Annotated in this window: 22 protein-coding genes; 15 read left to right on the top strand and 7 right to left on the bottom strand. The window is 69.7% G+C overall.

The window, feature by feature from the left end:
• Positions 1 to 9: 9 nt before the first annotated feature.
• Positions 10 to 201 carry a hypothetical protein gene (locus AC1RTO_RS14585; protein WP_493161514.1) on the bottom strand — a complete coding sequence of 64 codons (192 nt, stop codon included), beginning with the start codon at positions 199 to 201 and terminating at the stop codon, positions 10 to 12.
• Between AC1RTO_RS14585 and AC1RTO_RS14580 the strand changes: the two genes are divergently transcribed.
• The 5 genes from AC1RTO_RS14580 to AC1RTO_RS14560 all read left to right on the top strand — a co-directional run bounded on the left by AC1RTO_RS14580 (position 191) and on the right by AC1RTO_RS14560 (position 6,234).
• The gene (locus tag AC1RTO_RS14580) at positions 191 to 1,609 is read left to right on the top strand and encodes a glycosyl transferase family protein (RefSeq protein WP_493161513.1); all 1,419 of its coding nucleotides are present in this window, start codon (positions 191 to 193) and stop codon (positions 1,607 to 1,609) included. The two genes, AC1RTO_RS14585 and AC1RTO_RS14580, sit on opposite strands and share 11 nt — an antisense overlap.
• Before the next feature lie 26 nt (positions 1,610 to 1,635).
• A complete protein-coding gene (locus AC1RTO_RS14575) occupies positions 1,636 to 2,616 on the top strand; it encodes a hypothetical protein (protein ID WP_493161512.1) in 981 nt (326 codons plus the stop codon).
• A 194-nt stretch (positions 2,617 to 2,810) separates the two neighbouring features.
• Positions 2,811 to 3,725 carry a sulfite exporter TauE/SafE family protein gene (locus tag AC1RTO_RS14570; RefSeq protein ID WP_293875848.1) on the top strand — a complete coding sequence of 305 codons (915 nt, stop codon included), beginning with the start codon at positions 2,811 to 2,813 and terminating at the stop codon, positions 3,723 to 3,725.
• 35 nt (positions 3,726 to 3,760) lie between these two features.
• Positions 3,761 to 4,483, top strand: coding sequence for a TIGR02186 family protein (locus tag AC1RTO_RS14565; RefSeq protein ID WP_493161613.1), 723 nt, complete (start codon positions 3,761 to 3,763; stop codon positions 4,481 to 4,483).
• 68 nt (positions 4,484 to 4,551) lie between these two features.
• On the top strand, positions 4,552 to 6,234 hold the full coding sequence (locus AC1RTO_RS14560; RefSeq protein WP_493161511.1) for an ATP-binding protein: 1,683 nt from the start codon (positions 4,552 to 4,554) through the stop codon (positions 6,232 to 6,234).
• Positions 6,235 to 6,421: 187 nt separating this feature from the next.
• On the opposite strand, the gene AC1RTO_RS14555 is transcribed toward AC1RTO_RS14560, so the two are convergent.
• A complete protein-coding gene (locus tag AC1RTO_RS14555) occupies positions 6,422 to 7,915 on the bottom strand; it encodes a M23 family metallopeptidase (RefSeq protein ID WP_493161510.1) in 1,494 nt (497 codons plus the stop codon).
• 414 nt (positions 7,916 to 8,329) lie between these two features.
• Between AC1RTO_RS14555 and AC1RTO_RS14550 the strand changes: the two genes are divergently transcribed.
• The 7 genes from AC1RTO_RS14550 (at position 8,330) to AC1RTO_RS14520 (ending at position 14,922) form a co-directional block, all read left to right on the top strand.
• Complete coding sequence (locus AC1RTO_RS14550) at positions 8,330 to 10,810, top strand: helicase-related protein (RefSeq protein WP_493161509.1); 2,481 nt, start codon at positions 8,330 to 8,332, stop codon at positions 10,808 to 10,810.
• A complete protein-coding gene (locus tag AC1RTO_RS14545; RefSeq protein ID WP_293875852.1) occupies positions 10,803 to 11,096 on the top strand; it encodes an RNA-binding S4 domain-containing protein in 294 nt (97 codons plus the stop codon). The genes AC1RTO_RS14550 and AC1RTO_RS14545 overlap by 8 nt, the downstream gene beginning before the upstream one ends.
• Positions 11,097 to 11,179: 83 nt before the next feature.
• Complete coding sequence (gene fdxA, locus AC1RTO_RS14540) at positions 11,180 to 11,521, top strand: ferredoxin FdxA (protein ID WP_163957239.1); 342 nt, start codon at positions 11,180 to 11,182, stop codon at positions 11,519 to 11,521.
• A 218-nt stretch (positions 11,522 to 11,739) separates the two neighbouring features.
• Positions 11,740 to 12,273 carry a CarD family transcriptional regulator gene (locus AC1RTO_RS14535; protein WP_038664094.1) on the top strand — a complete coding sequence of 178 codons (534 nt, stop codon included), beginning with the start codon at positions 11,740 to 11,742 and terminating at the stop codon, positions 12,271 to 12,273.
• 156 nt (positions 12,274 to 12,429) lie between these two features.
• A complete protein-coding gene (locus AC1RTO_RS14530; RefSeq protein WP_493161508.1) occupies positions 12,430 to 13,155 on the top strand; it encodes a head GIN domain-containing protein in 726 nt (241 codons plus the stop codon).
• 65 nt (positions 13,156 to 13,220) lie between these two features.
• The gene (locus AC1RTO_RS14525) at positions 13,221 to 13,955 is read left to right on the top strand and encodes a head GIN domain-containing protein (RefSeq protein WP_493161507.1); all 735 of its coding nucleotides are present in this window, start codon (positions 13,221 to 13,223) and stop codon (positions 13,953 to 13,955) included.
• A 265-nt stretch (positions 13,956 to 14,220) separates the two neighbouring features.
• Positions 14,221 to 14,922, top strand: a complete 702-nt coding sequence (locus AC1RTO_RS14520; RefSeq protein WP_493161506.1) for a GIN domain-containing protein — start codon at positions 14,221 to 14,223, stop codon at positions 14,920 to 14,922.
• A gap of 7 nt (positions 14,923 to 14,929) precedes the next feature.
• Here AC1RTO_RS14520 and AC1RTO_RS14515 read toward each other — a convergent pair whose 3' ends face one another.
• Positions 14,930 to 15,331 (bottom strand): DUF1489 family protein, encoded by a 402-nt coding sequence (locus AC1RTO_RS14515; RefSeq protein ID WP_293876031.1) that lies wholly within the window; start codon positions 15,329 to 15,331, stop codon positions 14,930 to 14,932.
• A 43-nt stretch (positions 15,332 to 15,374) separates the two neighbouring features.
• The gene (gene mgtE, locus AC1RTO_RS14510) at positions 15,375 to 16,778 is read right to left on the bottom strand and encodes a magnesium transporter (protein WP_493161505.1); all 1,404 of its coding nucleotides are present in this window, start codon (positions 16,776 to 16,778) and stop codon (positions 15,375 to 15,377) included.
• A gap of 128 nt (positions 16,779 to 16,906) precedes the next feature.
• On the opposite strand from mgtE, the gene AC1RTO_RS14505 reads away from it, so the two are divergent.
• Positions 16,907 to 17,365: a peptidylprolyl isomerase gene (locus tag AC1RTO_RS14505; protein WP_493161504.1), complete on the top strand. Its 459-nt coding sequence runs from the start codon at positions 16,907 to 16,909 to the stop codon at positions 17,363 to 17,365.
• 121 nt (positions 17,366 to 17,486) lie between these two features.
• Here the strand turns inward: AC1RTO_RS14505 and AC1RTO_RS14500 are convergent, their stop codons facing one another.
• Positions 17,487 to 18,371, bottom strand: coding sequence for a LysR substrate-binding domain-containing protein (locus tag AC1RTO_RS14500; protein WP_493161503.1), 885 nt, complete (start codon positions 18,369 to 18,371; stop codon positions 17,487 to 17,489).
• A gap of 257 nt (positions 18,372 to 18,628) precedes the next feature.
• On the opposite strand from AC1RTO_RS14500, the gene AC1RTO_RS14495 reads away from it, so the two are divergent.
• Positions 18,629 to 20,920, top strand: coding sequence for a CDC48 family AAA ATPase (locus tag AC1RTO_RS14495; RefSeq protein ID WP_493161502.1), 2,292 nt, complete (start codon positions 18,629 to 18,631; stop codon positions 20,918 to 20,920).
• 136 nt (positions 20,921 to 21,056) lie between these two features.
• Positions 21,057 to 22,139, top strand: a complete 1,083-nt coding sequence (locus tag AC1RTO_RS14490) for a metallophosphoesterase (RefSeq protein ID WP_493161501.1) — start codon at positions 21,057 to 21,059, stop codon at positions 22,137 to 22,139.
• Here the strand turns inward: AC1RTO_RS14490 and AC1RTO_RS14485 are convergent.
• Both AC1RTO_RS14485 and AC1RTO_RS14480 read right to left on the bottom strand, forming a co-directional pair.
• A complete protein-coding gene (locus tag AC1RTO_RS14485; protein WP_493161500.1) occupies positions 22,136 to 23,425 on the bottom strand; it encodes an MFS transporter in 1,290 nt (429 codons plus the stop codon). The genes AC1RTO_RS14490 and AC1RTO_RS14485 overlap by 4 nt on opposite strands.
• Positions 23,422 to 23,745: an antibiotic biosynthesis monooxygenase family protein gene (locus AC1RTO_RS14480; RefSeq protein ID WP_493161499.1), complete on the bottom strand. Its 324-nt coding sequence runs from the start codon at positions 23,743 to 23,745 to the stop codon at positions 23,422 to 23,424. Before AC1RTO_RS14480 ends, AC1RTO_RS14485 begins: the two co-directional genes overlap by 4 nt.
• Positions 23,746 to 23,782 lie beyond the last annotated feature (37 nt).

Raw genomic sequence — 23,782 nt, 5'->3', positions numbered from 1 at the left:
GCGGCGAGGTTAGGCCGCCAGTGACCGCGAATCCAGCGCGCAGATGCCGCGTGCCGCCGCGCACAGGAACTTCAGCATGTCTGTCCGATTCGGCAGGGATGCGACGATGACGGCGCGCGGCGCCGCGGCAATGCCGCGCGAAGCCCGCCGCTTAGCGGAATCGACTTGCCCGATTAAATCCGTTTCGGACATGATGGTCACGGACGGGGCGGGGGTGCTCATGGACGTGGTGACGCTGGGCCTGGACGCGGCCGCGCGGGAAACGATGCTGTTCGCGGCGACGGGATTGCTGATCGGCGGGATCGACGACCTGCTGATCGATCTGTGCTTCATCGGGCATCGCCTGTTCGGGCGGGACGACCGAGGCCTGCGCACCGACACGCTGCCGGTGCCGGTGACGCCCGCCACCTTTGCAGTGTTCGTCGCCGCCTGGGACGAACAGGCGGTGATCGGCGGAATGCTGTCTGCGGCGATCCGGCGGTTCGAACACCCGGATTATCGGATCTACGTCGGCGTCTATCCGAACGATGCGGGAACGATCGCCGCGGCGCGGGCGGTCGCGGCGACCGACGCGCGTATCCGCGTCATCGTCGGCGCGCGCGCCGGTCCGACGACCAAGGCGGATTGTCTCAACACCTTATGGGCGGCGCTGGTGCGCGACGATCGGGCGGAGGGGCGGGCGACGACGGCGGTGGTATTGCACGATGCCGAGGACGTCGTGCATCCGGCGGAGCTGATCGTCTTCGATTCGCTGATTCGCGGGCAAGCGGTGGTGCAATTGCCGGTGCTGCCGCTGATCCGGCGCGGGTCGCTGGTGTCGGGTCATTATGCGGACGAGTTCGCCTATGCGCACAGCGTCCAGCAACCGGTGCGCGCGCTGCTCGGCGCGGCGATGCCGCTCGCCGGGACCGGCTGCGCGATCGCGACGGCGATGCTCGCCGGTATCGCCGCCGAACGCGGCGGATCGCCCTTCGACGCGAGCAGCCTGACGGAGGATTACGAACTGGGGCTGCACGTCGCGGCGCGGGGCGGGGCCAGCCGCTTTGCCCGCGTCCGTGATTCCCGTGACGGCAGCCTCGTCGCGGTGCGGGCCTATTTCCCCGATACCCTGACCACCGCGACCCGGCAGAAGGCGCGCTGGATGACGGGAATCGCGCTCGCGGGGTGGGACCGGACCGGCTGGGGGGAAACCGGCGCGCTGGCCGATCACTGGATGCGGATGCGCGACCGCCGGGCGCTCGTATCGGTGCTGGTGCTCGCCGTCGCCTATGCCGCGGTGGTGCTGTGGCCGCTGGCGGCGGGGTGGCGCTGGCTGCGATCGCTGCCGCCGGCGGACGACCGGCTGGCGGACTGGCTGCTGCTCACGACCTCGCTGCTGCTCGGCTGGCGATTGATGATGCGGATCGTCTGCACCGCACGCGCATATGGCCGGTCCGAAGCATGCTGGTCGCTGCCGCGATTCTTCATCGGCAACCTCGTTTCGCTGATCGCCGCGCCGCGGGCGTTGCACCGTTATCTCAAACTGCTCCGCGGCGAGACGCTGGTCTGGGACAAGACGGCGCACGTCTTTCCCGATCTGGTCAATCCCCGGAGGTCCGCGACCGCGTGAGGGGCGGGAGGCCGTTACGCTTTCTGGTGATCCTGCTGTGCGGCTGGTCGTCCGCGCGCAGCCTCGACCTCTATCGACGCAGCGGGGACGTGCCCGGGGCCGGGGCCGTGAGCGGGCCGATCGAAGACCTCGCCGCGGCGATCGGCGTGCCGAAAGCTGCAGCGGCCGCCCGGTCGTTCGTCGTGCCCGTCGTGCCCGCGCACGCCATGGTCGCGGTGCCGATCGCCGCCGCATCGCATCAGTTCGTCCGTCCGCCGGCGCCGCCCGGGTCCGCGCAGGCGACGGTGCGGGAGCCGGAGCGGCATCAGGACCCCGCCCCTGCGGCGATGCCGGCGCCGCTGCTGTCGCCCGCGGTCCTGCCGCCGCCGGTCAGGCGGACCGGCGGGCGGCTTGCCGGCAGCGCGTGGCTGATCGCACGCGACGGCGCCGCGACCGGCGTGTCGAACAGCCAGCTCGGCGGATCGCAGGCCGGCGCGCGGATCACCTATGCGCTCGGCACCCGCCGCCGCCTCGCGCTCGCCGCGCGGATGTCGGCGCCGCTGTCGGGCCGCGGCAGGGAAGCGGCGATAGGGTTCGACTGGCAACCGACGCGGGCGCCGGTCCACGTCATCGCCGAACATCGCATCGCGCTGGATGGCGGGCGCGGCGGGCCGACCCTCGGAATCGTCGGCGGCTACGGTCCGGCGGAGGTCGTGCGCGGCGTCCAGTTGGAGGGATACGGTCAGGCCGGCGTGATCGCGCGCGATGGCGGCGAGGCCTTTGCCGATGGCGCGGTGCGCGTGGCGCATCCGCTCGGGCGGATCGGGACGCTGCGCCTCGACGTCGGCGCGGGGCTGTGGGGCGGCGCGCAGCGTGGCGCGGCGCGGCTCGACGTCGGGCCTTCCGTGGGCGTCGTCGTGCCGGTCGGCCGTACCGCGTTCCGCCTGACCGCCGACTGGCGCGAACGGATCGCCGGGGATGCGCGCCCGGGTTCGGGACCGGCGCTGTCGCTCGGCACCAACTTCTAGGACCGATCGCCATGCAGCCCTGACGGCCTGCAAACGGCGGTTTCGCGGGCTTCCGGTGCTCACCTACCGAAAGTATGCTGCGCTCGCGGTCACGCAAAACCACCGTTTTCGGCACGTCATCATCGGAATGTCGATCGGCCTTAAGATCATCATCGGCCTAGCCGGTCGCCGCCAGCGGCCTATAACGCTGCCCCGTGGACCTGTACCTTCCCATCGCCAACCTGTCGGTCAATGCGCTGGTCATCATCCTGCTGGGTGGCGGCGTCGGGCTGCTATCGGGGATGTTCGGGGTCGGCGGCGGGTTCCTGACGACGCCGTTGCTCATCATCTACGGCATCCCGCCGACCGTCGCCGCCGCCTCGTCGGCGAGCCAGGTGACGGGGGCGAGCGTGTCGGGGGTGATCGCGCATTTCCATCGCAACGGCGTCGATACCAAGATGGGCGGCGTGCTGGTCGCCGGCGGGATCGTCGGCAGCTTCGCGGGCGCATGGATATTCCGCCTGCTCCAGGCGAGCGGACAGATCGATACAGTGATCGGCGTCGTCTATGTCGTCATGCTCGGGTCGATCGGCACGCTGATGGCGCGCGAATCGATCGCCGCGATCGGCGTGTCGCGCGGACGGCGCGTCGCCCGGCCACGCAAGCGCCGCCACCATCCGCTGGTCGCCGCGCTACCGCTGCGCACGCGCTTCTACGCCTCCGGGCTCTACATCTCGCCGCTCGCGCCGCTGCTGCTGGGCTTCGGCACGGGCATCCTCACCATCCTGCTCGGCATCGGCGGCGGCTTCATCCTCGTGCCTGCGATGATCTACCTGCTCGGCATGGCGACCAGCGTCGTCGTCGGCACCTCGCTGTTCCAGACGCTGTTCGTCACCGCGGTGGCGACCATGGTCCACGCGACGACCACCAAGGCGGTCGACATCGTCCTCGCCGGCCTGCTGCTGATCGGATCGGTGATCGGCGCGCAGCTCGGCGCGCGCTTCGCGACCAAGGTGAAGCCCGAATATCTCCGCCTCGCGCTCGCCGTCATGGTGCTGCTGGTCGGATTGCGCATCCTGCTCGGCCTCGTCTGGCGCCCCGAGGACATCTTCACGGTCGAGCTGACGTGACGCGGACGGCCGTCCTGCTGCTCGCGCCGCTATTGATGGCGCAGGCGCCGAAACCGGTGCTCGTTCCCGACGTGTCGCAGCGCGATATCGAGATCGCCTACAGCTTCACCGGTGCCGAGCTGCTGCTGTTCGGGGCGATCCTCTACCCCGGCGGGCGGCTGCCGCGCGGCGAGGCGCCGACCGACATCGTCGTCGTCGTCAAGGGGCCGACGCAGCCGGTGCTGGTGCGCGAGAAGCAGAAGGTCGCCGGGATCTGGGTCAATGCCGAGCATCAGCGCTACAGCTCGGTGCCGAGTTTCTATGCGCTGGCGTCGTCGCGGCCGATCGGGCGGATCGTCGACGAGCGGACGAGCGCGATCTACGAACTGGGGCTCGACAGCCTGCAATTGTCGCCCGGTTCCAGCGCGATCAGCGCGGTCGAGCATCGGTTCCAGCAGGGGCTGGTCGCGCTGAAGCGGCGCACCGGGCTGTACGTCGAGGCACCGCATGCGGTCGAGATCACCGATGGCGTGCTCTACCGCGCGCGGCTGACGATCCCGGCGCGTGTGCCGGTCGGGCGGTTCACCGCGGAAACGTTCCTGATCCGCGACGGCCGCGTGCTCGCCGCCGCGGTACGCGACATCGACATCCGCAAATCGGGCTTCGAGCGATTCGTCGCACGGGCGGCGGACCGCGATTCGATCGCCTACGGCCTCGTCGCGGTCGCGCTGTCGGTCGGGCTGGGGCTGGCGGCCGGCTGGATCGCCCGCCGGCTTTAGTCCTGCGCTGACGGTATCTTAACCGCTCCCGCCTAGATCCCGGCGTCTATGGACAGGAATCTGCCGTGATGACCGATATGCCGGTGCCGGGTGCGTTTGCAGGCGCGACGCCTATCGCTGCGGGGCAGATCGCCGGGCTGAACCTCGGCCCGACGCCGGTCGGTTGCGTGCTGGCGGTCGCCGGCGGCAGCAGCCGCGTGCTGTTCGACCGCCACGCGCTCGACCTCGTCGCGCAGGATGCCGACCCGGTCGTCGCCGCCGCCGGGCAGGTCGGCGGACAGATCAAGATGCGCGTCGGCGGATCCTGGCTGATCGCCAACATCCGCAGCCTCGCGTTACAGGACGGCCAGAGCGACTGGATCGCCGCCGACATCGATTTCCTGGGCGAGGGCGACGAGGAGCGGCTGACCGGCAAGCTGTACAATTTCCGCCGCGGCGTGACGCGCTATCCGCTGCCCGGCTGCGAGGTATTTCCGATCGCGACGATCGACCTGAAGCAGATCTATTCGGCCGCCGACCAGCCGCATATCCAGATCGGCACCGTCTACCCGACCCGCGACGTGCGCGCGTCGCTGTACGTCGATGCGATGCTCGGCAAGCATTTCGCGCTGGTCGGATCGACCGGCACCGGCAAGTCGACCAGCGCCGCGCTGATCCTCCACCGCATCTGCGAACTGGCGCCGCAGGGCCATGTCGTGATGATCGACCCGCATGGCGAATATGCCGCGGCGTTCCGCGGCAACGGCGCGATCTACGACGTCAACAACCTGCAGATGCCGTACTGGCTGATGAACTTCGAGGAGCATTGCGAGGTCTTCGTCACCTCCAGCGGGGCGGAGCGGCAGAAGGATGCCGACATCCTCGCCAAATGCCTGCTGATGGCGCGCGCCAAGAACCGGCTGGGGCAGGAGATCGCCAAGCTGACCGTCGACGCACCGATCCCCTATCTGCTCAGCGACCTCACCAACCTCATCAACCTCGAGATGGGCAAGATGGACCGGGCGGGGGACACCGCGCCCTATCTGCGCCTCAAGACCCGGATCGACGAGATCAAGGCCGATCCGCGCTACGGCTTCATGTTTTCCGGCATGCTGGTCGCGGACACGATGGCCGATTTCCTCGCCCGCATCTTTCGCATGCCGGGCGACGGGCGGCCGATCTCGATCGTCGACGTCTCGGGCGTACCGTCGGAGATCACCTCGGTGGTCGTCGCGGTGTTGAGCCGGATGACGTTCGACTTCGCGATCTGGTCGCGCAACGAACCGCAGCGGCCGATCCTGCTCGTCTGCGAGGAGGCGCACCGCTATATCCCGAGCAGCGCCAGGACCGAGGGGCGCAGCGCCTCGGTCGGCCGCATCCTCAGCCGGATCGCCAAGGAAGGGCGCAAATACGGCGTCAGCCTGGGCCTCATCACGCAGCGGCCGTCCGATCTGGAGGAAGGCGTGCTGTCGCAATGCGGCACGATCATCGCGATGCGCCTCAACAACGAACGCGACCAGGCGTTCGTGCGCGCGGCGATGCCCGAGGGCGCGCGCGGGTTTCTCGATGCGATCCCGGCCCTGCGCAACCGCGAATGCATCATCTGCGGCGAAGGCGTCGCGGTGCCGATCCGGGTGAGCTTCGACGGGCTCGACGAGAGCAAGCGGCCGGCCTCGGGCGATCCGCTATTCTCCACCCTGTGGCGCGACGTCGGCGGCGAGGATGCGATCATCCAGCGCACGATCATGCGGTGGCGCGCGCAGGGCCGGTAACCCGGATCAACTCGGACGCCATCAACACGCGTGAGAAAACGATCCAGGGCGATCGTTTCGATTTCTCGTGAGCAAGAGACAGTGCGGATTCGATCCCGGCGCATCTCGTCCGTAGGACAGGCAGCGGTGGTTTCGCCTGCGCGGTCAAGGGCCTGACACACCGCCCATACAGCACGCCCGCCCGCGGTCAGCCGCCGTGGCCGACCTTCACCGCGAGCAGGCCCGACACCCGCGCCTTGAAGCGGCGCAGCGATTCGCCCGACAGCGCCGCGACGCTGGCGAAGCTGATCGAGCGCGGGTTGATCGTCTGGCCGTTGCGCCAGACCTCCCAGTGCAGATGCGGCCCGGTCGACATGCCGGTCGACCCGACATAGCCGATCACCTGTCCCTGCCGGACGTGCGCGCCGCGCGCCACCGCGATGCGGCTCATATGGCCATAGCCGCTGGCGAGGCCGCCGCCGTGCACCAGCTTGACGAAATTGCCGTAGCCGCCCGAGCGCCCCGCGCCCTGCACGACCCCGTCGAGCGCCGCATAGATCGGCGAACCATAAGGAGCGGCGATGTCGAGCCCCTTGTGCATCTTCAGATAGCCGAGCAGCGGATGCATGCGATAGCCGAACGACGAGGTGATGCGGCCGGCGACGGGCATGCCCATGAAGCCGCGGCGTTCGCTCTGCCCGCTGGCGTCGAACCACGCCGCCTTGCCCGCATCGTCCCAGCGGACCAGCTGCACCTTGCGGCGGCCCTGGTCGATCCCCGCGAACAGCAGGTCGCCGACCCGGGTTTCGCCGGTGGCGGCACGTTGCTGTTCGACGATCAGGTCGAAACTGTCGGCGGCGGTGACGTCGCGCCCGATCGACAGCCGGGTCGCCAGCGCCTTGATATAGCTTTCGACGACACGCGCGGGGGCGCCCGCCGCTCGCGCGGAGCGGTAGAGGCTGGAGCCGACGAGGCCCTGGATGCGCAGCGGCGTCGCGTCGATCGCGATCGGCTGGCGCGTCATCACCAGCCCGTTGCCGACGCGGTCGAGGCTGAGCGCAAGGTCGAACCGGGCGCGCAGCGCGAGCTTGTCGAGCGGGCGCGCCACCGTCTTGGCCGGGCGACGGCCGAGCGTCAGCGCGATGCGGGTGCCGGGTTTGATGTCGCCCAGCGACACCGCCTGCGCGACCAGACCGGCGGCGGCGCGCGCATCGCCGCGGCCGACGCCGGCGCGCAGCAGGACATGGTCGAGATCGTCGCCCTCGCCCAGCGTCGCGCTGAGATCGACGATCGGGCGTTCGGGCGCCTCGGCGAGCGGCGCGACGAGGTCGTTCGCCGCCATCCGCCGGCCGGTGTCGCCGCCCCAGGCGAGCGGGGCGATCGCCTGTCCGCGCGCTTCCTCCCAGGCGATGCCGTCGAGCGGCGCGGGGGTGGCGCCGACCAGCGGCGGCAGGCCGGGCGCCAGCGCCCAGACGGCGCCGCACAGAACGGTGACGGTGGCGACGCCGCGCCACCAGTCGCGGCTGCCGATTTGCGCGCCGAGATCGGGTGCCCAGTCGATCGCCGCGGCGGCACCGCGCAGCCGGTCGATACGGCCGAGGTCGGGCCTGGCCGCGGGCGCGCGGCCGAACGGGCGCGCGCCGAGGCCCCGCGCGGCACCGCCGCCGGCCAGCTCCAGACCCTGATCGTTACGCAGGAACACGCGGACGGCGCCTCTTCGTTACCCGCCGTCTTCCCCCCGGCGCTGGGTTGCAGCGTTGTGGGGGACAATATCTAAAGTCAAATTAACCGGAGGGGCCGGTGGGTTACGCTGCGACGGGGCGTTTTGTCGGTGCGGCGATTGGTCGGGTTGGTTGGGTTCACGCAAAGGCGCGACGGGAAGAAAGAAGGGGGTTCGCGCGGAGACGCGGAGACGCGGAGGGGGTTACGCTCCGGGCCGGAGGCCTGCTTCCCCGACACCGGCGTTGCCCGCTGCCGGCGTGATCGGATGATACGGCTGCGCCGAACGCAACTCTCCGCGTCTCCGCGTCTCCGCGTGAACCAATCCGGCCAGCCTGCGACGAACGTGTTGATTCAACGCATTGCGTCCGGCGGCGGCAGACCCGATGTTGGCGTCATGAAAGCGGCGGTCACCGCGGTCCTCGGGCCGACCAATACCGGGAAGACGCATCTCGCCGTCGAACGGATGTGCGCCCATTCGAGCGGGATCATGGGCTTTCCGCTGCGGCTGCTCGCGCGCGAGGTCTATGATCGCGTCGTCCGGCTGAAGGGGCCGGAGCAGGTCGCGCTGGTCACCGGCGAAGAGAAGATCATGCCGCCGAACGCGCGCTGGTTCCTGTGCACCGCCGAATCGATGCCGGAGCAAGATGCCGCCTTCGTCGCGCTGGACGAGGCGCAGCTGGGGACCGATGCCGAGCGCGGCCATGTCTTTACCGACCGGCTGCTGCGGCGGCGCGGGCGCGAGGAGACGATGATCCTGGGATCGGAGGCGCTGCGGCCGATGATCCGCGATCTGGTGCCCGATGCCGAGATCGTCGGCCGCCCGCGCTTTTCGAAGCTGACCTATGCGGGCGCGAAAAAGATCAGCCGCCTGCCCAAGCGATCCGCGATCGTCGCGTTCAGCGCCGAGGAGGTCTATGCCGTCGCCGAGATGCTGCGGCGGCTGCGCGGTGGTGCGGCGGTGGTGATGGGCGCGCTCTCCCCGCGCACCCGCAACGCGCAGGTCGCGATGTTCCAGGCAGGCGAGGTCGACTACCTCGTCGCGACCGACGCGATCGGCATGGGGCTGAACATGGACGTCGCGCATGTCGCCTTCGCCGGGCTCCACAAGTTCGACGGACGGCGCAACCGCCGGCTGACGGTGGCGGAAATGGCGCAGATCGCCGGCCGCGCCGGGCGCCACCAGCGCGACGGCACCTTTGGCGGGGTGGTCGAGGAAGGGCCGGGCGCGTTCCTGCCCGAGGAGGTGTTCGCGATCGAGGAGCATCGCTTTCCGCGGATCGAGCACCTCTACTGGCGCAACGGCGAACCCGATTATGCCAGCGTGGACGCGCTGATCGCCAGCCTCGAGCGGCGCCCCGCACCGGGCGTGCTGCTCGCCGCGCCGCAATCGACCGACCTTGCGGTGCTGAAGCGGCTGGCGGACGAGCAATGGGTGCGCGACCGGGCGCGCTCGCCGGCGATGGTCAAGCGGTTGTGGGCGGCGTGCGGCCTGCCCGATTTCCGCAAGCTGGGGATCGACCCGCATGCGCGCTTCGTCAGCCGCGTGTTCGGCTATCTGTCCGAAGGGCGCGGGGTGGTGCCGAACCAGTGGTTCGCCGACGAGGTGTCGCGGCTCGACACGATCGCAGGCGATGTCGAGACGATCGCCGGCCGCATCGCCGCGATCCGCAGCTGGGCCTATATCGCGCAGCGGCCCGACTGGCTCGCCGACCCCGCGCACGGCGCCGAACGCACCCGCCAGATCGAGGAGCGGCTGTCCGACGGCCTCCACGCCAGCCTGACGCAGCGCTTCGTCGACAAGCGCACCACCGCGCTGATCCGCCAGATCGGCGCGGACGCCAGCCTGTTGCCGGTGGTGATCGGTGCGGAGGGCGAGGTGCTGGTCGAGGATCATCCGATCGGGCGGCTGGACGGATTCCGCTTCACCGTCGATCCGGCGGCGCGGGCGGGCGACCGCCGGCTGCTGCTCGCCGCGGCGGAGAAGCGGCTGGCCGGCGAACGCACGCGGCGCGCCGAGGCGCTGGTCGCGGCGGAGGATGCGGCGTTCGTGCTCGACGGGCCGCGGATCGTGTGGGGCGGGCATGCGGTGGCGCAATTGACGCCGGGGCCGTCGCTGGCGCGGCCGCAGGTGAAGCTGGACCGCGACCTCGATTGCCTGAACAAGGGCCAGCGCGAGGCCGTGCAGGCGCGGCTGGCGCACTGGCTGGCGGCGGCGATGGCGCGGCAGGTGCCGGCGCTGGCCGCACTGGCGGAAGCGGCGCGCGATCCGCAGGCGACGCCGGCGCTGCGCGTCGTCGCGGGCGAGCTGGAGGCGGCGGGCGGGCTGTTCGCGCGGCTGGCCCTGCGCGACCCGCTCGACGCGCTTGATCAGGACGAACGCAAGCGGTTGCGGCGGATCGGCATCACGATCGGTGCGCTCGACCTGTTCGATCCGCGGCTGCTCAAGCCGGGCGCGGCGCGCTGGCGGCAGGCGCTGCTGGCGATCCGCGGCGCGGTGCCGCCGCTGCCGCGCGAGGGCGCCAGCGTGCTGCCGCGCGGTGCGCCGGGGGCGACGCTCGCCACCGGGTTCCGGCCGCTGGCGGCGCAGGCGGTGCGCGTCGACCTGATCGAGCGGATCGCGCGTGCGGCGCATGACGCGCGCCAGGGCCGCAAGCCGTTCGCACCCGATCCGACGCTGGCGACCTCGATGGGGGTCGAGCCGGCGACGTTCGAGCGGCTGATGGCGGAACTCGGCTTCCGCACGATCCGCGGCGACGGCCAGGCGGCGCCGGCCTGGGTCTGGCACGGCCGCCGTCCGCCCAGGCGCGACGAACGACCCGCGCCGCCGCCGACCGGGGCGTTCGCGGCGCTGGCGGGCTGGAACCGCCATGGCTGAACCGAGCATGCGGCTCGACCGCTTCCTGTGGTTCGTGCGGATCGCCAAGACGCGGCAACGCGCGCAGGAGATCGCCTGCGACGGCCGCATGCGGATCGACGGCCGCGTCGTCGACCGCAGCGCGGCGCCGGTGCGGATCGGCAATATCCTGACCTTTGCAGACGGCAACCGCGTCCGGGTGTTGCGGGTCGAGGCGCTGCCGACGCGGCGCGGCCCCGCCCCGGAAGCGCAGGCCTGCTACCAGGAGCTGGTCGCAAACGTATCGCAATCGCCCCCTATCGATTGACGTGGAGGGGAACGGGGCATAGCAGCCTCGCGTTCATACCCGGCCTCGCGTGAGGTCGCGCTATAAGGCCGCAAGGAACCCGCATGACCTACGTCGTCACCGATGCCTGCATCCGCTGCAAGTATATGGACTGCGTGGAGGTGTGTCCGGTCGATTGCTTCTATGAGGGCGAGAACATGCTCGTCATCAACCCCAGCGAATGCATCGACTGTGGCGTGTGCGAGCCGGAATGCCCGGCCGAGGCGATCCTGCCGGATACCGAATCCGGGCTGGAGCAGTGGCTGGAGCTCAACACGACCTTCTCCGCGCAATGGCCGAACGTCACGCGCAAGCTGGACCAGACCCCGCCCGACGCGGATGCGATGAAGGGCGTCGAGAACAAATACGACCAGTTCTTCTCCCCCGAACCGGGCGCGGGTGACTGAGGGCCGGAAATCTGCGGGAAAAAGCCGATCTGCGTCAGCCTGACTGACCGATCCGCGCTGGTAATTTTATTGCGAGTGTGTTAAAAGGGTCCATGACGGGCATGACGAGTCATGCCTGCTCAGGAGACACTCGTACCAACCATCCTCGTCGGTCCCGACCAGCGCTTTGCCGCCACGGACCGTCCACGACGAGCGATGCGACCCAGAAAGGCCCGTTCATGGCTGCCAAGGCATTGTCCTTCGATGTCGGTGATTACGTCGTTTATCCGAAGCATGGCGTGGGCCGTGTGATCGAGCTGCAGAAGCAGGAGATCGCCGGAACCAGCCTCGAGCTGTACGTGCTCCGCTTCGAAAAGGAGCGCATGACGCTCCGCGTCCCCACCAACAAGGCCGAGTCGGTCGGCATGCGCAAGCTGTCGTCGGACAAGACGATGCGCGAGGCGATGGAGACGCTGAAGGGCAAGCCCAAGGTCAAGCGGACCATGTGGTCGCGCCGCGCGCAGGAATATGAGGCGAAGATCAATTCGGGCGACCTCGCGTCGATCGCCGAAGTGGTCCGCGACCTGTTCCGGGCCGACGACCAGCCCGAGCAGAGCTATTCGGAGCGCCAGATCTTCGAGGCGGCGTGCAGCCGCCTCGCCCGCGAACTCGCCGCGATGGAAGAGGTCGACGAGCCCAAGGCGCAGGAGAAGATCCTCGACATCCTCCGCGCCGCGGCAGCGATCTACAACAAGGAGAAGGTGCCGGCATAAGTCCGGCGCCTCATCCAAAGGTTGCGACAGAGGCGGTCCCGCGAGGGGCCGCCTTTTTCGTACGCACCGATACCATCCGCCACCGTGTCGAAAAAGCCGTTTACCCCTGTAGGCGACGCGCCGTATCATCCGGCTACCACAGTAGAGGATGGCCCCATGAAGTCGCTCGCATTCGCCCTGATCCCGCTTGCCGCCGTCGGTGCGATGGCTGCGGAGCGCGACCGGGGGCCGGGGCTGCCGGGACAGCGGCAGGGCGAGGCGCTGGTCTATCCGGCACGCGGGTTCGACACGGTCAGCCTGGCGGGCGCCGCCCGCGTGATCATCCATGCCGGCCCGGGCTTTTCGGTGCGCGCCGACGGACCGGCGGCGGCCTTCGCCAACTTCCGCGTCGCGCTCGACGGGCGGACGCTGGAGGTCGGGCGCCGCTACGACGGGCGCAACAATCCGCTGGAGCGGCGCATCACCGTCCATGTCACGCTGCCGACGCTGGCCGCGGCGAGCATCGGCGGATCGGGCAGCATCGACGCCGATCGCGCCGCCGGCCCGCGCTTTTCGGGGTCGGTCGGGGGATCGGGCGACCTGCGAATCGCGCGGATCGACGCGCAGGCTGCGGAGCTCAGCATCGGCGGATCGGGCGCGATCCGGGCCGCGGGCATGGTCGGCGCGCTGAAGGCCAGCATCGGCGGATCGGGCACGCTCGACGCGCCGGCGCTGCGCGCCACCCGCGCCGACATTTCGGTCGGCGGATCGGGCGGCGTGCGCGCGGCCGTGACCGGCGACGCGCGCGTGTCGATGGCCGGCAGCGGCAGCGTCGATCTGGGGCCACAGGCGCGCTGCCGGGTCAGCAAGGTCGGCAGCGGCAAGGTGCGCTGCGGCGGCTGATCGACCACGCTTGCCTGTCCTCTCGTTGTGTATTATATCAACAACACACAACAAGAGGATCGGACATGTGCTACGGGGCGATCGTGATGCTGGCGGCGGCGGGATCGCTGGCCGGCTGTTCCATCGGCAGCGACGACGGACCCGGCATCGCGCCGACCGGCAGCGGCACGACCCGCAGCTATGCCGCCGACGGTTTTTCGAAGATCGCGCTGGGTGGCAGCGACGATGTCGACGTCCGCGCCGGCACCGGCTTTTCGGTGCGCGCCGAGGGGCCGAGCGACGAACTGGACCGGCTGCGCATCGCCAGGGACGGCGAGACGCTGGAGATCGGCCGCAAGCGCAACACCTTCGGGTTCGGATTCGGCCGGGGATCGAAGGTCAAGATCTACGTCACCCTGCCCCGCTTGGCCGAGGCGAACGTCGCCGGATCGGGGACGATGGCGGTCGACCGTATCGAGGGCGGCAGTTTCGAGGCGAACATCGCCGGATCGGGCGACCTCAACATCGCCGCGCTGACCACCGACGAGGCGGAGGTTTCGATCGCCGGTTCGGGCAACGTCCGCGCCGGGGGTGCGGTGAAGCAGCTGCAGGTCGGCATCGCGGGTTCGGGCAGCCTCGACGCCGCCGGCCTGCGCGTCGAACGGGCGAAGGTATCGGTCGCCGGATCGGGCAACGTCCGCGCGGCGGTGTCCGGCGAGGCGAAGGTCGAGCTGCTCGGATCGGGCGACGTCGATCTGGGTGCGACGGCGACGTGCAAGGTCGAGAAGATGGGGTCGGGCTCGGTGCGCTGCGGGCGCTAGGCCGGATCGCCATTCAGCCCTGACGGCCTGCAAACGGCGGTTTCGCGCGCTTCCGGTGCTCACGTACCGAAAGTACGCTGCGCTCCGGGTCACGCAAGACCACCGTTTTCGGCACGTCATCATCTGAACGTCGATCCGGCCTAGCGTCGACGTTCCGCCTTTGCGCACCTGCCTCTCCCGCCGGGAGAGGGACGGGATGGCGAACCGGACGAGCGCAGGACGATCCCGACTTGCCCCCGCGTCGTGCCGGTGCGACGCTCGCATCATGCTCCGCTTCCTTCCCGCCCTGCTCCTGCTGGTCCCCGCCGCCGCGTCCGCCGACGAGCGTCGCGTCAATCTGGGGAGTTTCGAGAAACTGCGCGTGAACGGCGCGTTCGACGTCACCGTCACCACCGGCGGATCGCCCGGCGCGACGGTGATCGCGGATCGCGGCGTGATCGGCGACATCGACCTGCATGCCGAAGGCGCGACGCTGACCATAAGGCGCAATACCGCGGGTCGGTGGAGCGAGCAGGGCCAGGCGATGGCGACGGCGCCGGTGAAGATCGTGCTGACCACGCCGCGGCTGGCCGGCGTCGCGGTGGTCGGCGGCGGGCGGGTCGCGGTGTCGCGGCTGACCGGCGCGCGGATCGATCTCGCGGCGACCGGCAGCGGCGCGATCGCCGCGGGCGCGGTGGAGGGCGACCAGCTCAACGTCCAGCTGATCGGCGAGGGCAAGGTCACCGTCGCCGGCCGCGTCGCGACGGCGCGGCTGCTCGCCAACGGATCGGGCGCGATCGATGCCGGCGCGCTGGATGCGGGCGACCTCACCGCGCATCTCGACGGACTGGGATCGATCGCCGCCCGCGCGCGCTACACTGCGCAGCTGTCGAGCACCGGCCTCGGGACGATCAGCGTCGCCGGGCGACCGAAATGCCGCGTCACCGCCAGCGCCGGCGCGCCGGTGACCTGCGGCACGGCGCCCTGACCGCCGGTCAGATCAGCGCGAGTTCGGCCAGCTTGCCGACCAGAGCCGGGGGCATCGCGGCAAGGCCGTCCGCCTCGCCGCCCAGATCGGCCGGGGCATCCGCCGCCTCGAGATAGCGCCAGCCCTGATGCGCACGCTTGGGGCGGGCCTGCACCAGCACCAGCACGGGATCGATGTGGATCGCGACGCGGCCGCCCTCCGCCTCCCCGAAGCCGAGGATCGGCGAACGGGCGACGAGCTGGTGCTTCAGGATCCAGAACAGGGAGCCCTGCCCCGCCACCTCCTCGTGCCGCTTGGGCAGATAGCGCGTGGTCAGGAACACCGGGCCGTCGGCGGCGCGCAGGGTCAGACGCTCGGCGAGATGCTCGACGCTGGTCGCGCCGAAGGCCACTTTGGTGAGGTGCAGCATGGACATGGCGATGTGGGTCATGCCCGCACCGCCCGCAAGGCGCCTAGGCGCCCAGCCCCCACAGGGTCGCCAGACCGAGGAACGAGAAGAAGCCCATCACGTCGGTCATCGTCGTCACGAACACCGCGGAGGAAACCGCGGGATCGATGTTGAACCGGTCGAGCGTCACCGGCACAACCACGCCGGTGATCCCGGCGATCAGGCTGTTGATGACCATCGCCATCGCGAACACCAGCGACAGGTCGGCATTGCCGAAGATGACATAGGTGCCGAGCGCGCCGATCATGCCGAGCGACAGGCCGTTGGCGATCGCGATGCGGAATTCGCGCACCACCATCCGCCACGTGTTCGAACTGGTCAGCTGGTTGGTGGCGAGCGCGCGGACCATGACGGCCAGCGTCTGCGTACCGGCGTTGCCGCCCATCGCCGAGACGATCGGCATCAACACCGCGAGCAAGGCGAACCGCGCGATCTCGCCCTGGAACAGGCCGACGACCGAGGCCGAGAGCATCGTCGTGCCGAGGTTGATCGTCAGCCAGATCAGCCGCGTCCGCACCGTGAAGCGGATCGGTTCGTTGATGTCGCCGTCGCCCGCGCCGGACAGCAGCAGCGTATCCTCGCCCGCTTCCTCCTGGATGATGTGGACGATGTCGTCGACGGTGATCATGCCGACCAGCCGGTTCGCCGAATCGACCACCGCGGCGCTGATGAGCGCATATTTCTGGAAGCGGAGCGCGACCTCTTCCTGATCCATGTCGACCGGGATCAGCGTCTGTTCGCGCTTCATCACGTCGCCGATCGCGATGCTGCGCGGCGTGCGCAGGATCCACGACAGCTGGCAGGTGCCGACCGGGTGATGGCCGGCATCGACGACGAAGATCTCCCAGAAGTCGGTCGTCAGCTCCTCGTGATGGCGCAGGAAATCGATCGCGTCGCCGACCGTCCAGTGATCCGGCACCGCGATCAGCTCGCGCTGCATCAGGCGGCCGGCGGATTCCTCGGGATAGGACAAAGCCTCCTCGATCGCGGCGCGATCGTCGGGGTCCAATGCGCGCAGCACCGCGCGCTGGTCCGCTTCCTCCATGTCCTCGATGATCGCGACGGCGTCGTCGGTATCGAGTTCGGACGCGAGGTCGGCGACCTGCGTCGGGGTCAGCGCATCGATCAGGTCCTCGCGGACGTAATCGTTCATCTCGGCGAAGACGTCGCCGTCGAGCAGGTCGGTCAGCGCCTTGGCGAGGCTGCCGCGATCCTCGTGCGGGGTCAGTTCGAACAGGTCGGCGATGTCGGCCGGGTGCAGCGGCTCGACCAGCGCGCGCGCGGCCTCGTCGTCGCCGTCGGCGACCGCGTCGAGCACGGCGCGAACGAATTCGGGACGCAGCCGGTCGTCCTCGTCGAGTTCGTCCTGTTCGACGACGGGGGCGTCGGGAAGCTCGGTGTCGCTCATCGCTGCTCCTTCCCGGTCTGGCGTGCGTGGGGGGCGTCTAGCCCGCGACGGAACGAATGGCCACCCGCGGAAATTTGCCCTTCGGCACTTGCGACACTAATTGCGCCATCAACCATAAAGGATAGATCATGGCCGATACCTTCAACACCCTGACGCTCAGCCTCGACGACGGCGACGTCACGATCAAGCTGCGCTCCGATCTCGCCCCCAACCATGTCGCGCGCATCGCCGAGCTCGCCAACGAGGGCTTCTACGACGGCGTCCCATTCCACCGCGTCATCCCCGGCTTCATGGCGCAGGGCGGCGACGGCGGTCGCGGCGACGGCACCGGCGGGTCGAGCAAGCCCAACCTCAAGCAGGAATTCAGCAAGGAGCCGCACGTCCGCGGCATCTGTTCGATGGCGCGCACCAGCGATCCGAATTCGGCGAACAGCCAGTTCTTCGTCGTGTTCGACGACGCGCGCTTCCTCGACAACCAGTACACCGTGTGGGGCGAAGTGACGTCCGGCATGGAACTGATCGACGCGCTGCCCAAGGGCGAGCCGCCCCGCGCACCGGGCAAGATCGTCAAGGCGAAGGCGGAGTAATCCCCTTCGTCATCCCCGCGCAGGCGGGGATCCAGACGCTCTGGTCGTGATCGAGTCGCATCATGTGCGTTGCTGGATCCCCGCTTGCGGGGGGATGACGGTTGTCGGGCGATCCTGAACCCTAAACCTCGCCCAGCGTCCGGATCAGCCAGTCGTGGAACATCCGCACCGGCCGCTGTTGCAGCGCGCGGGGGCGGCAGACGAACCAGTAGCTGTACGGGCTCTCCACCACGATATCGAACAGGCGCACCAGCCGCGGGTCGCGCGCGTCCTGGAAATGGCTTTCGTGCATGAAGGCGACGCCGAGGCCCTGCGCCGCCGCCTCCAGCATCAGCGCCCCCGAATCGAAGAAGTCGATCGCCAGCGGCTCGACGTCGTGCACGCCCGCCGATTCGCGCCATGCGGTGAAGGTGTCGGGCATTTCGCGATGGATCAGCGCGGTGAGGCCGGACAGCTGTTCGGGCCGCGTCACCGGGTCCGGCCCCTCCAGCAGCGTTCTGGTGCCGATCACATAGACCGAATTGCGGTCGAGCCGCTTGGCGTAGAGCGTCGGCTCGATCTCGCGCGACAGCGCGATCACCGCGTCCAGCCCCTCACCCAGCCGCGCGACGCCATGGCCGGCGGTGTCGATGTCGAGATGGAGTTCGGGATGCGCCGCGCGCAATTCGCCCAGGCGCGGAAACAGCCTTTGCGAGGCGAACAGCGGGAGAATACCGAGCCGCAGCCGCAGCACCTCGACCGTCCCCGTCATCCCCTCGACCGCGTCCGACAGGCTGTCGAGCACCGGCGCGATCTGGCCTAGCAGGCGTTCGCCGTCGGCGTTGAGCACCATCGCCTGGTGACGGCGTTCGAACAGCGGGCGGTCGATGAACCGTTCGAGCGACTGGACGCGGCGGCTGAGCGCGGGGGCGGACAGCGCGAGCTCGGTCGCGGCCGCCTTGACCGACCCCAGCCGCGCGACCTGGACGAAGGCTTCGATCGCGCCCAGCGGCGGCAGCCTGCGCATCACTCTCCTCCTTGCCCGTCCTGCGGGTCAACGAATGCAACTTCTGCAATCGTACCGGATCTTTTCGCACTTGCAACATAAAGCTGCCGGCGACAAAAAGCCCGTGCCTTTCAGGCATCCTCTCCTAAAACTTTCACGGGCTGGCGCTTCATGCGCCGGCCCTTTTTTTGTCCTGCCCCGAGCGGGGGCTACCCTCGCACAGCCGGAACCGGCTTCCTATCTCGCGCGCTTCGAACGAGTTTCGAGGAACGTATTTGATGGCCGACAGCGATACCCCCACCCGCAAGATCCAGGTGGCGAACAGCCGACCGGAGGATTCCGGCCGCGGCCTCGCGCACCTGCCGCGCAGCCTGATGGCCGCGCTGGGGGTGGGCGAGGGCGACGTGATCGAGATCGTCGGCAAGCAATCCACCCCGGCGCGCGCGGTCGGCCCCTATCCCGAGGACGAGGGAATCGAGATCCTGCGCATCGACGGCCTGCAACGCGCCAATGCCGGCGTCGGCGCGGGTGACTTCGTCGAGGTGCGCGCGGTCGAATCCAAACCCGCGACGCGCGTCGTCTTCGCGCCGGCGCAGGCCAATCTGCGCCTGCAGGGCCAGCCGCAGGCATTGAAGCGCACCTTCTTCGGTCGGCCGCTCTGCCAGGGCGACGTCGTCGCGACCGCCGGCCACCAGCGCGTCGGCAACATGCCGCCGGGCATCCAGCAGTTCATGAACGCGCCCGCCTATGCGTTGCAGGAGATCCGGCTGGCGGTCGTTTCGGCGAGCCCCAAGGGCGTCGTTCATATCGACGAGAATACCGAGATCGAGCTGCGCCCCGAATATGAGGAGCCGACGCAGCGGCGTGCCGACGTCACCTATGACGATATCGGCGGTATGGGCCAGACGATCGACCAGTTGCGCGAGATGGTCGAGCTGCCGCTGCGCTACCCGGAGCTGTTTCAGCGGCTCGGCGTCGATCCGCCCAAGGGGCTGCTGCTCTATGGCCCTCCCGGCACCGGCAAGACGCGCCTCGCCCGCGCAGTCGCCAACGAATCCGACGCGTCGTTCTTCCTCATCAACGGGCCGGAGATCATGGGCTCGGCCTATGGCGAATCGGAAGGTCGGCTGCGCGAGATCTTCGAGGAGGCGGCCAAGTCCGCGCCCTCGATCGTGTTCATCGACGAGATCGATTCGATCGCCCCCAAGCGCGGCAACGTGCAGGGCGAGGCGGAGAAGCGCGTCGTCGCACAGCTGCTGACGCTGATGGACGGGCTCGAATCGCGCGCCAACCTCGTCGTCATCGCCGCGACCAACCGGCCCGAGGCGATCGACGAGGCGCTGCGCCGGCCCGGCCGCTTCGACCGCGAGATCGTCGTCGGCGTGCCGGACGAGCGCGGCCGCCGCGAGATCCTCGGCATCCACACCCGTGGCATGCCGCTGGGCGACAAGGTCGATCTCGCCGAGCTGGCCCGCACCACCTACGGCTTCGTCGGTGCCGACCTCGCCGCGCTGACCCGCGAGGCGGCGATCGAGGCGGTGCGGCGGATCATGCCGCGCCTCAACCTCGAGGAGCGCACCGTGCCGCCCGAGGTGCTCGACGAGCTGTCGGTGACGCGCGAGGATTTCCTCGAGGCGCTGAAGCGCGTCCAGCCGAGCGCGATGCGCGAGGTGATGGTCGAGGCGCCGCGGGTGCGTTGGGAGGACGTCGGCGGGCTCGACGCGGCGCAGAACCGGCTGAAGGAAGGCGTCGAACTGCCGCTCAAGGACCCCGACGCGTTCCGTCGTCTGGGTATTCGTCCGGCCAAGGGCTTCCTGCTCTACGGTCCGCCCGGCACTGGCAAGACGCTGCTGGCCAAGGCGGTCGCGCGCGAGGCGGAGGCGAATTTCATCGCAACCAAATCGTCCGACCTGCTGAGCAAATGGTATGGCGAAAGCGAACAGCAGATCACCCGCCTGTTCCAGCGCGCGCGACAGGTCGCACCCTGCGTGATCTTCATCGACGAACTCGACAGCCTCGTGCCGGCGCGCGGCTCCGGCGCGGGCGAGCCGCAGGTGACCGAGCGGGTGGTCAACACGATCCTCGCCGAGATGGACGGGCTGGAGGAATTGCAGTCGGTCGTCGTGATCGGCGCGACCAACCGCCCGAACCTGATCGATCCGGCATTGCTGCGACCCGGCCGGTTCGACGAATTGGTCTATGTCGGCGTCCCCAATACGGAGGGGCGGCGCCGCATCCTCGCGATCCAGACGCAGAAGATGCCGCTGGCGGGCGACGTCGATCTGGACGAGGTGGCCGGGGCGACCGACCGCTTCACCGGTGCCGATCTGGAGGATGTCGTCCGCCGCGCCGGCCTGACCGCGCTGCGCCGCTCGCTGCAATCGACCGAGGTGACGATGGCCGACTTCACCGAGGCGCTGACCGAATCGCGCGCCAGCGTCACGCCGGAGATGGAAAAGGATTACGAGCAGATCGCGGCGCGGTTGAAGCAGGACGCGGCGGCGATCCAGCCGCTGGGCTTCATCTCGCCCGGGCAATTGCAGAGCCGCGGCAGCAAGGCGGACGTATAACGCTGGACAGGGGTGTCGCCCTCCCCCTTCCGTGGCGGCGCTTGCTCCTTCGCCCGCCGGGAGGGGGAGCGAGCGGCGCGTCCGCATTCGGAGACACACGATCTTTCACCTGATCTTCAGCCTGCCCGCGCTGCTCGTGCTCGCACGCTTCGTCTGGCCGCTGGCGCTGCCGTTGGGGATCAAGGCGGTCGTCGCGCTGTTGCTGATCGCGGCGTCGCAATATCATCTGTGGAACCGGCTCTCGTCCGGATCGGTGTTCTCGCCCGAATTCCCGCGGCCGTTCGTCATCCTGTTCAACTGGGCGTTCGGCGCGATCCTGCTACTCGCGATGCTGGTGCTGGTCACCGACGCGATCCTGCTGCTCGCCAGGCCCGTGCTGGGCCATTGGCCGGTCGTGCCGGACGGCCTGCGCTATGCCATGGCCGGCGTCGCCGCGTTGCTCGCCGGCCTCGGCGTCGCCAACGCGATCCGCGTGCCGCCGCTCGAGGACGTCGAGGTCGCGATTCCCGGCCTGCCGCCGCAGTTCGACGGCTATCGCATGGTGCAGCTCACCGACATGCATATCAGCCGGCTGTTCCCGGTGCGCTGGAGCCGGGCGGTGGTGGATCGCACCAATGCGCTCGACGCCGACCTGATCGTCGTCACCGGCGACTTCATCGACGGCACGCTCGACGCCCGCCGCGCCGATGTCGAACCGCTCCGCGACCTGCGCGCCCGCGACGGTGTCTATGCGATCCCCGGCAATCACGAATATTTCTTCGGCTACGAAGCCTATATGCGCCATTTCGCCGGCATGGGGATGACCATCCTCGCCAACCGTCATGCGGTGCTAAGCCGCAACGGCGGACGGCTGGTGCTCGCCGGCGTCACCGATGCCTCCGCCCCGGCGACGGGACGACCCGGCCCCGATCTGGCCGCGGCGCTGGCCGGCGCGCCTGCGGATACGCCGATCGTCTTGCTCGATCACCAGCCCAGGAACGCCCGCAACGCCGCCGCGCGCGGGGTCGCGCTGCAATTGTCGGGGCACACGCATGGCGGGATGATCGCCGGTTTCGACCGGTTGTTCGCCGGCCCCAATGGAGGGTTCGTGTCGCGGCGCTATGCGGTCGGCGACATGACGCTCTACGTCAACAACGGCACCGCGCTCTGGCCCGGCTTCGCCCTGCGCCTCGGCCGGCCGTCGGAACTGACCCGCATCACCTTGCGCCGCGCCGACTAGCGCTCGCGCAACGCGGCCCAGGCATAAGCGAACAATACCACCAGCGCCGCCGCCGCGGTCAGATAGGGCAGCGGCCGCGAGATCTCGTACAGGCCGACCCCGATCGACGGCCCCAGCACGAAGCTGGCGCCATTGACGCTCGTCACCTTGCCCGCGACCGAACCCTGCGCCGCCGCGCCGACCGCGAGGCTTGACCCTGCGGTGAAGCCCGGCCGGGTGAAGCCGAAGCCGAGATTGGCCAAAGCATAGGCGGTCGCGATTCCATAGAGCGAGGTTGCCAGCCCGGTCAGCGCCACGCCCGCCGCCGCCAGCACCAGCCCGATCAGCACCAGCCGCCGCGGGCTGAGGCCGAGCAGCGGGATCACCCCCCATTGCACCAGCAAAGCGGCGCCCGCGCCCATCATCAGCACGATGCCGGTCGGCTCCAGCGCCAGCGCCGGGGCGATCCCGAGCCGGTCGATGACCAGAAACCCGATCGCCTGACTGGTCATCGCCTGCGCATGCCCCATCACCAGCCCGGCGATCATCCAGCCGCGCACCCTCGGATCGAAATAGCCGACATGTTCGACGTGCGGCTGCGTCGCGGCGGTGACGCTCGCGCCGGTCGGGGCGCCGCCGATCGAGGGATAGGCGGAGGATGCGCCATGTTCGTGATGCGGCGACAGCCGGTCGTCGGGCAGCATCGTGCGCACCGTGATCCACACGCCGACGCCGAACACCGCGAAGACGAACGCCGGCCCGGCAAGCCCGATCTCGACCCCGCCGATGCTGCCGAGCAGCAGATAGGGCGCCACCGCCGGTCCCAGGATCGTCCCCAGCCCGAACGCGCTCGCCAGCAGGGTCAGCGCCCGCGTCCGCTCCTCGCGGCTGGTCTCGCCGGCGACCAGCGCCTGCACCGCGGGCGGCGCGGCGGAGCCGAAGGTGCCGTAGATCAGCCGCCCGGCGATGAAGAGGCCGAATGCGGCGGTGCCGCCGATCCAGCCGTTGATCCCCGCCGCGAGGAACACGCCGCACAGGCTCAGCGACACCGCGAACCCGCCCATGCCGAGCAGGATCATCGATCGGCGCCCGCGCGTGTCCGACCGGTTCGCCCAGTACGGCGCGGCGAGCACCCACAACAATGCCGACACCGAAAACGCCGCCGCCACCGCGCGGTCGGCGACGCCGAGCGAGCGGCCGAGCGCCGGCAGGATCGATTGCAGCGCGGTATTGCCCGCCGCGATCGTCAGCATGACGAGGAACATCAACGCGAAGCGACGGTCCGTCGCCGCCCGGGTCGCGATCATGGCCGGATCCAGTCGTAGCGGCGGCTGACGGTGCAGACGGTGACGCGGTAGGAATCGTACCAGCGCGCCCGGCCGGCATCGCGGATCGCGGCATGATCGGGATGGTCGCGCCATGCGACCGCCGCCGCCTCGTCCGCCCAATAGCTGATCGTGATGCCGGCGCCGTCCGCGTCGCGCACGCTCTCGACCCCGCGATAGCCCGGCTGGCGGGCGGCGAGCGCGTCCATCGCGACCGCCGCGGCGTCATAGCCCGCCCGGTCCGCCCCGTTGCGCTGCGAGGCGAAGATCACCGCCACTTCGCCGACCTGCCGCTGCTCCATGCCGATTCCTCTCCCTTTTCCCCCTCCTAGGGCGCCT

It is taken from the genome of Sphingomonas sp. GW821-FHT10F09 (assembly GCF_058809195.1).
Note: the sequence above shows the minus strand (reverse complement) of the source record. Positions and strands in the feature narration are given on the sequence as shown.

Coding starts and splice junctions, on each gene's coding strand:
- AC1RTO_RS14580 (WP_493161513.1), top strand. CDS start 191: ATGATGGTCACGGACGGGGCGGGGGTGCTCATGGACGTGGTGACGCTG.
- AC1RTO_RS14565 (WP_493161613.1), top strand. CDS start 3,761: ATGGCGCAGGCGCCGAAACCGGTGCTCGTTCCCGACGTGTCGCAGCGC.
- AC1RTO_RS14495 (WP_493161502.1), top strand. CDS start 18,629: ATGGCCGACAGCGATACCCCCACCCGCAAGATCCAGGTGGCGAACAGC.
- AC1RTO_RS14560 (WP_493161511.1), top strand. CDS start 4,552: ATGACCGATATGCCGGTGCCGGGTGCGTTTGCAGGCGCGACGCCTATC.
- AC1RTO_RS14530 (WP_493161508.1), top strand. CDS start 12,430: ATGAAGTCGCTCGCATTCGCCCTGATCCCGCTTGCCGCCGTCGGTGCG.
- AC1RTO_RS14535 (WP_038664094.1), top strand. CDS start 11,740: ATGGCTGCCAAGGCATTGTCCTTCGATGTCGGTGATTACGTCGTTTAT.
- AC1RTO_RS14520 (WP_493161506.1), top strand. CDS start 14,221: ATGCTCCGCTTCCTTCCCGCCCTGCTCCTGCTGGTCCCCGCCGCCGCG.
- AC1RTO_RS14505 (WP_493161504.1), top strand. CDS start 16,907: ATGGCCGATACCTTCAACACCCTGACGCTCAGCCTCGACGACGGCGAC.
- AC1RTO_RS14550 (WP_493161509.1), top strand. CDS start 8,330: ATGAAAGCGGCGGTCACCGCGGTCCTCGGGCCGACCAATACCGGGAAG.
- fdxA (WP_163957239.1), top strand. CDS start 11,180: ATGACCTACGTCGTCACCGATGCCTGCATCCGCTGCAAGTATATGGAC.
- AC1RTO_RS14515 (WP_293876031.1), bottom strand. CDS start 15,331: ATGCTGCACCTCACCAAAGTGGCCTTCGGCGCGACCAGCGTCGAGCAT.
- AC1RTO_RS14480 (WP_493161499.1), bottom strand. CDS start 23,745: ATGGAGCAGCGGCAGGTCGGCGAAGTGGCGGTGATCTTCGCCTCGCAG.
- AC1RTO_RS14525 (WP_493161507.1), top strand. CDS start 13,221: ATGTGCTACGGGGCGATCGTGATGCTGGCGGCGGCGGGATCGCTGGCC.
- AC1RTO_RS14500 (WP_493161503.1), bottom strand. CDS start 18,371: ATGCGCAGGCTGCCGCCGCTGGGCGCGATCGAAGCCTTCGTCCAGGTC.
- AC1RTO_RS14485 (WP_493161500.1), bottom strand. CDS start 23,425: ATGATCGCGACCCGGGCGGCGACGGACCGTCGCTTCGCGTTGATGTTC.
- AC1RTO_RS14545 (WP_293875852.1), top strand. CDS start 10,803: ATGGCTGAACCGAGCATGCGGCTCGACCGCTTCCTGTGGTTCGTGCGG.
- mgtE (WP_493161505.1), bottom strand. CDS start 16,778: ATGAGCGACACCGAGCTTCCCGACGCCCCCGTCGTCGAACAGGACGAA.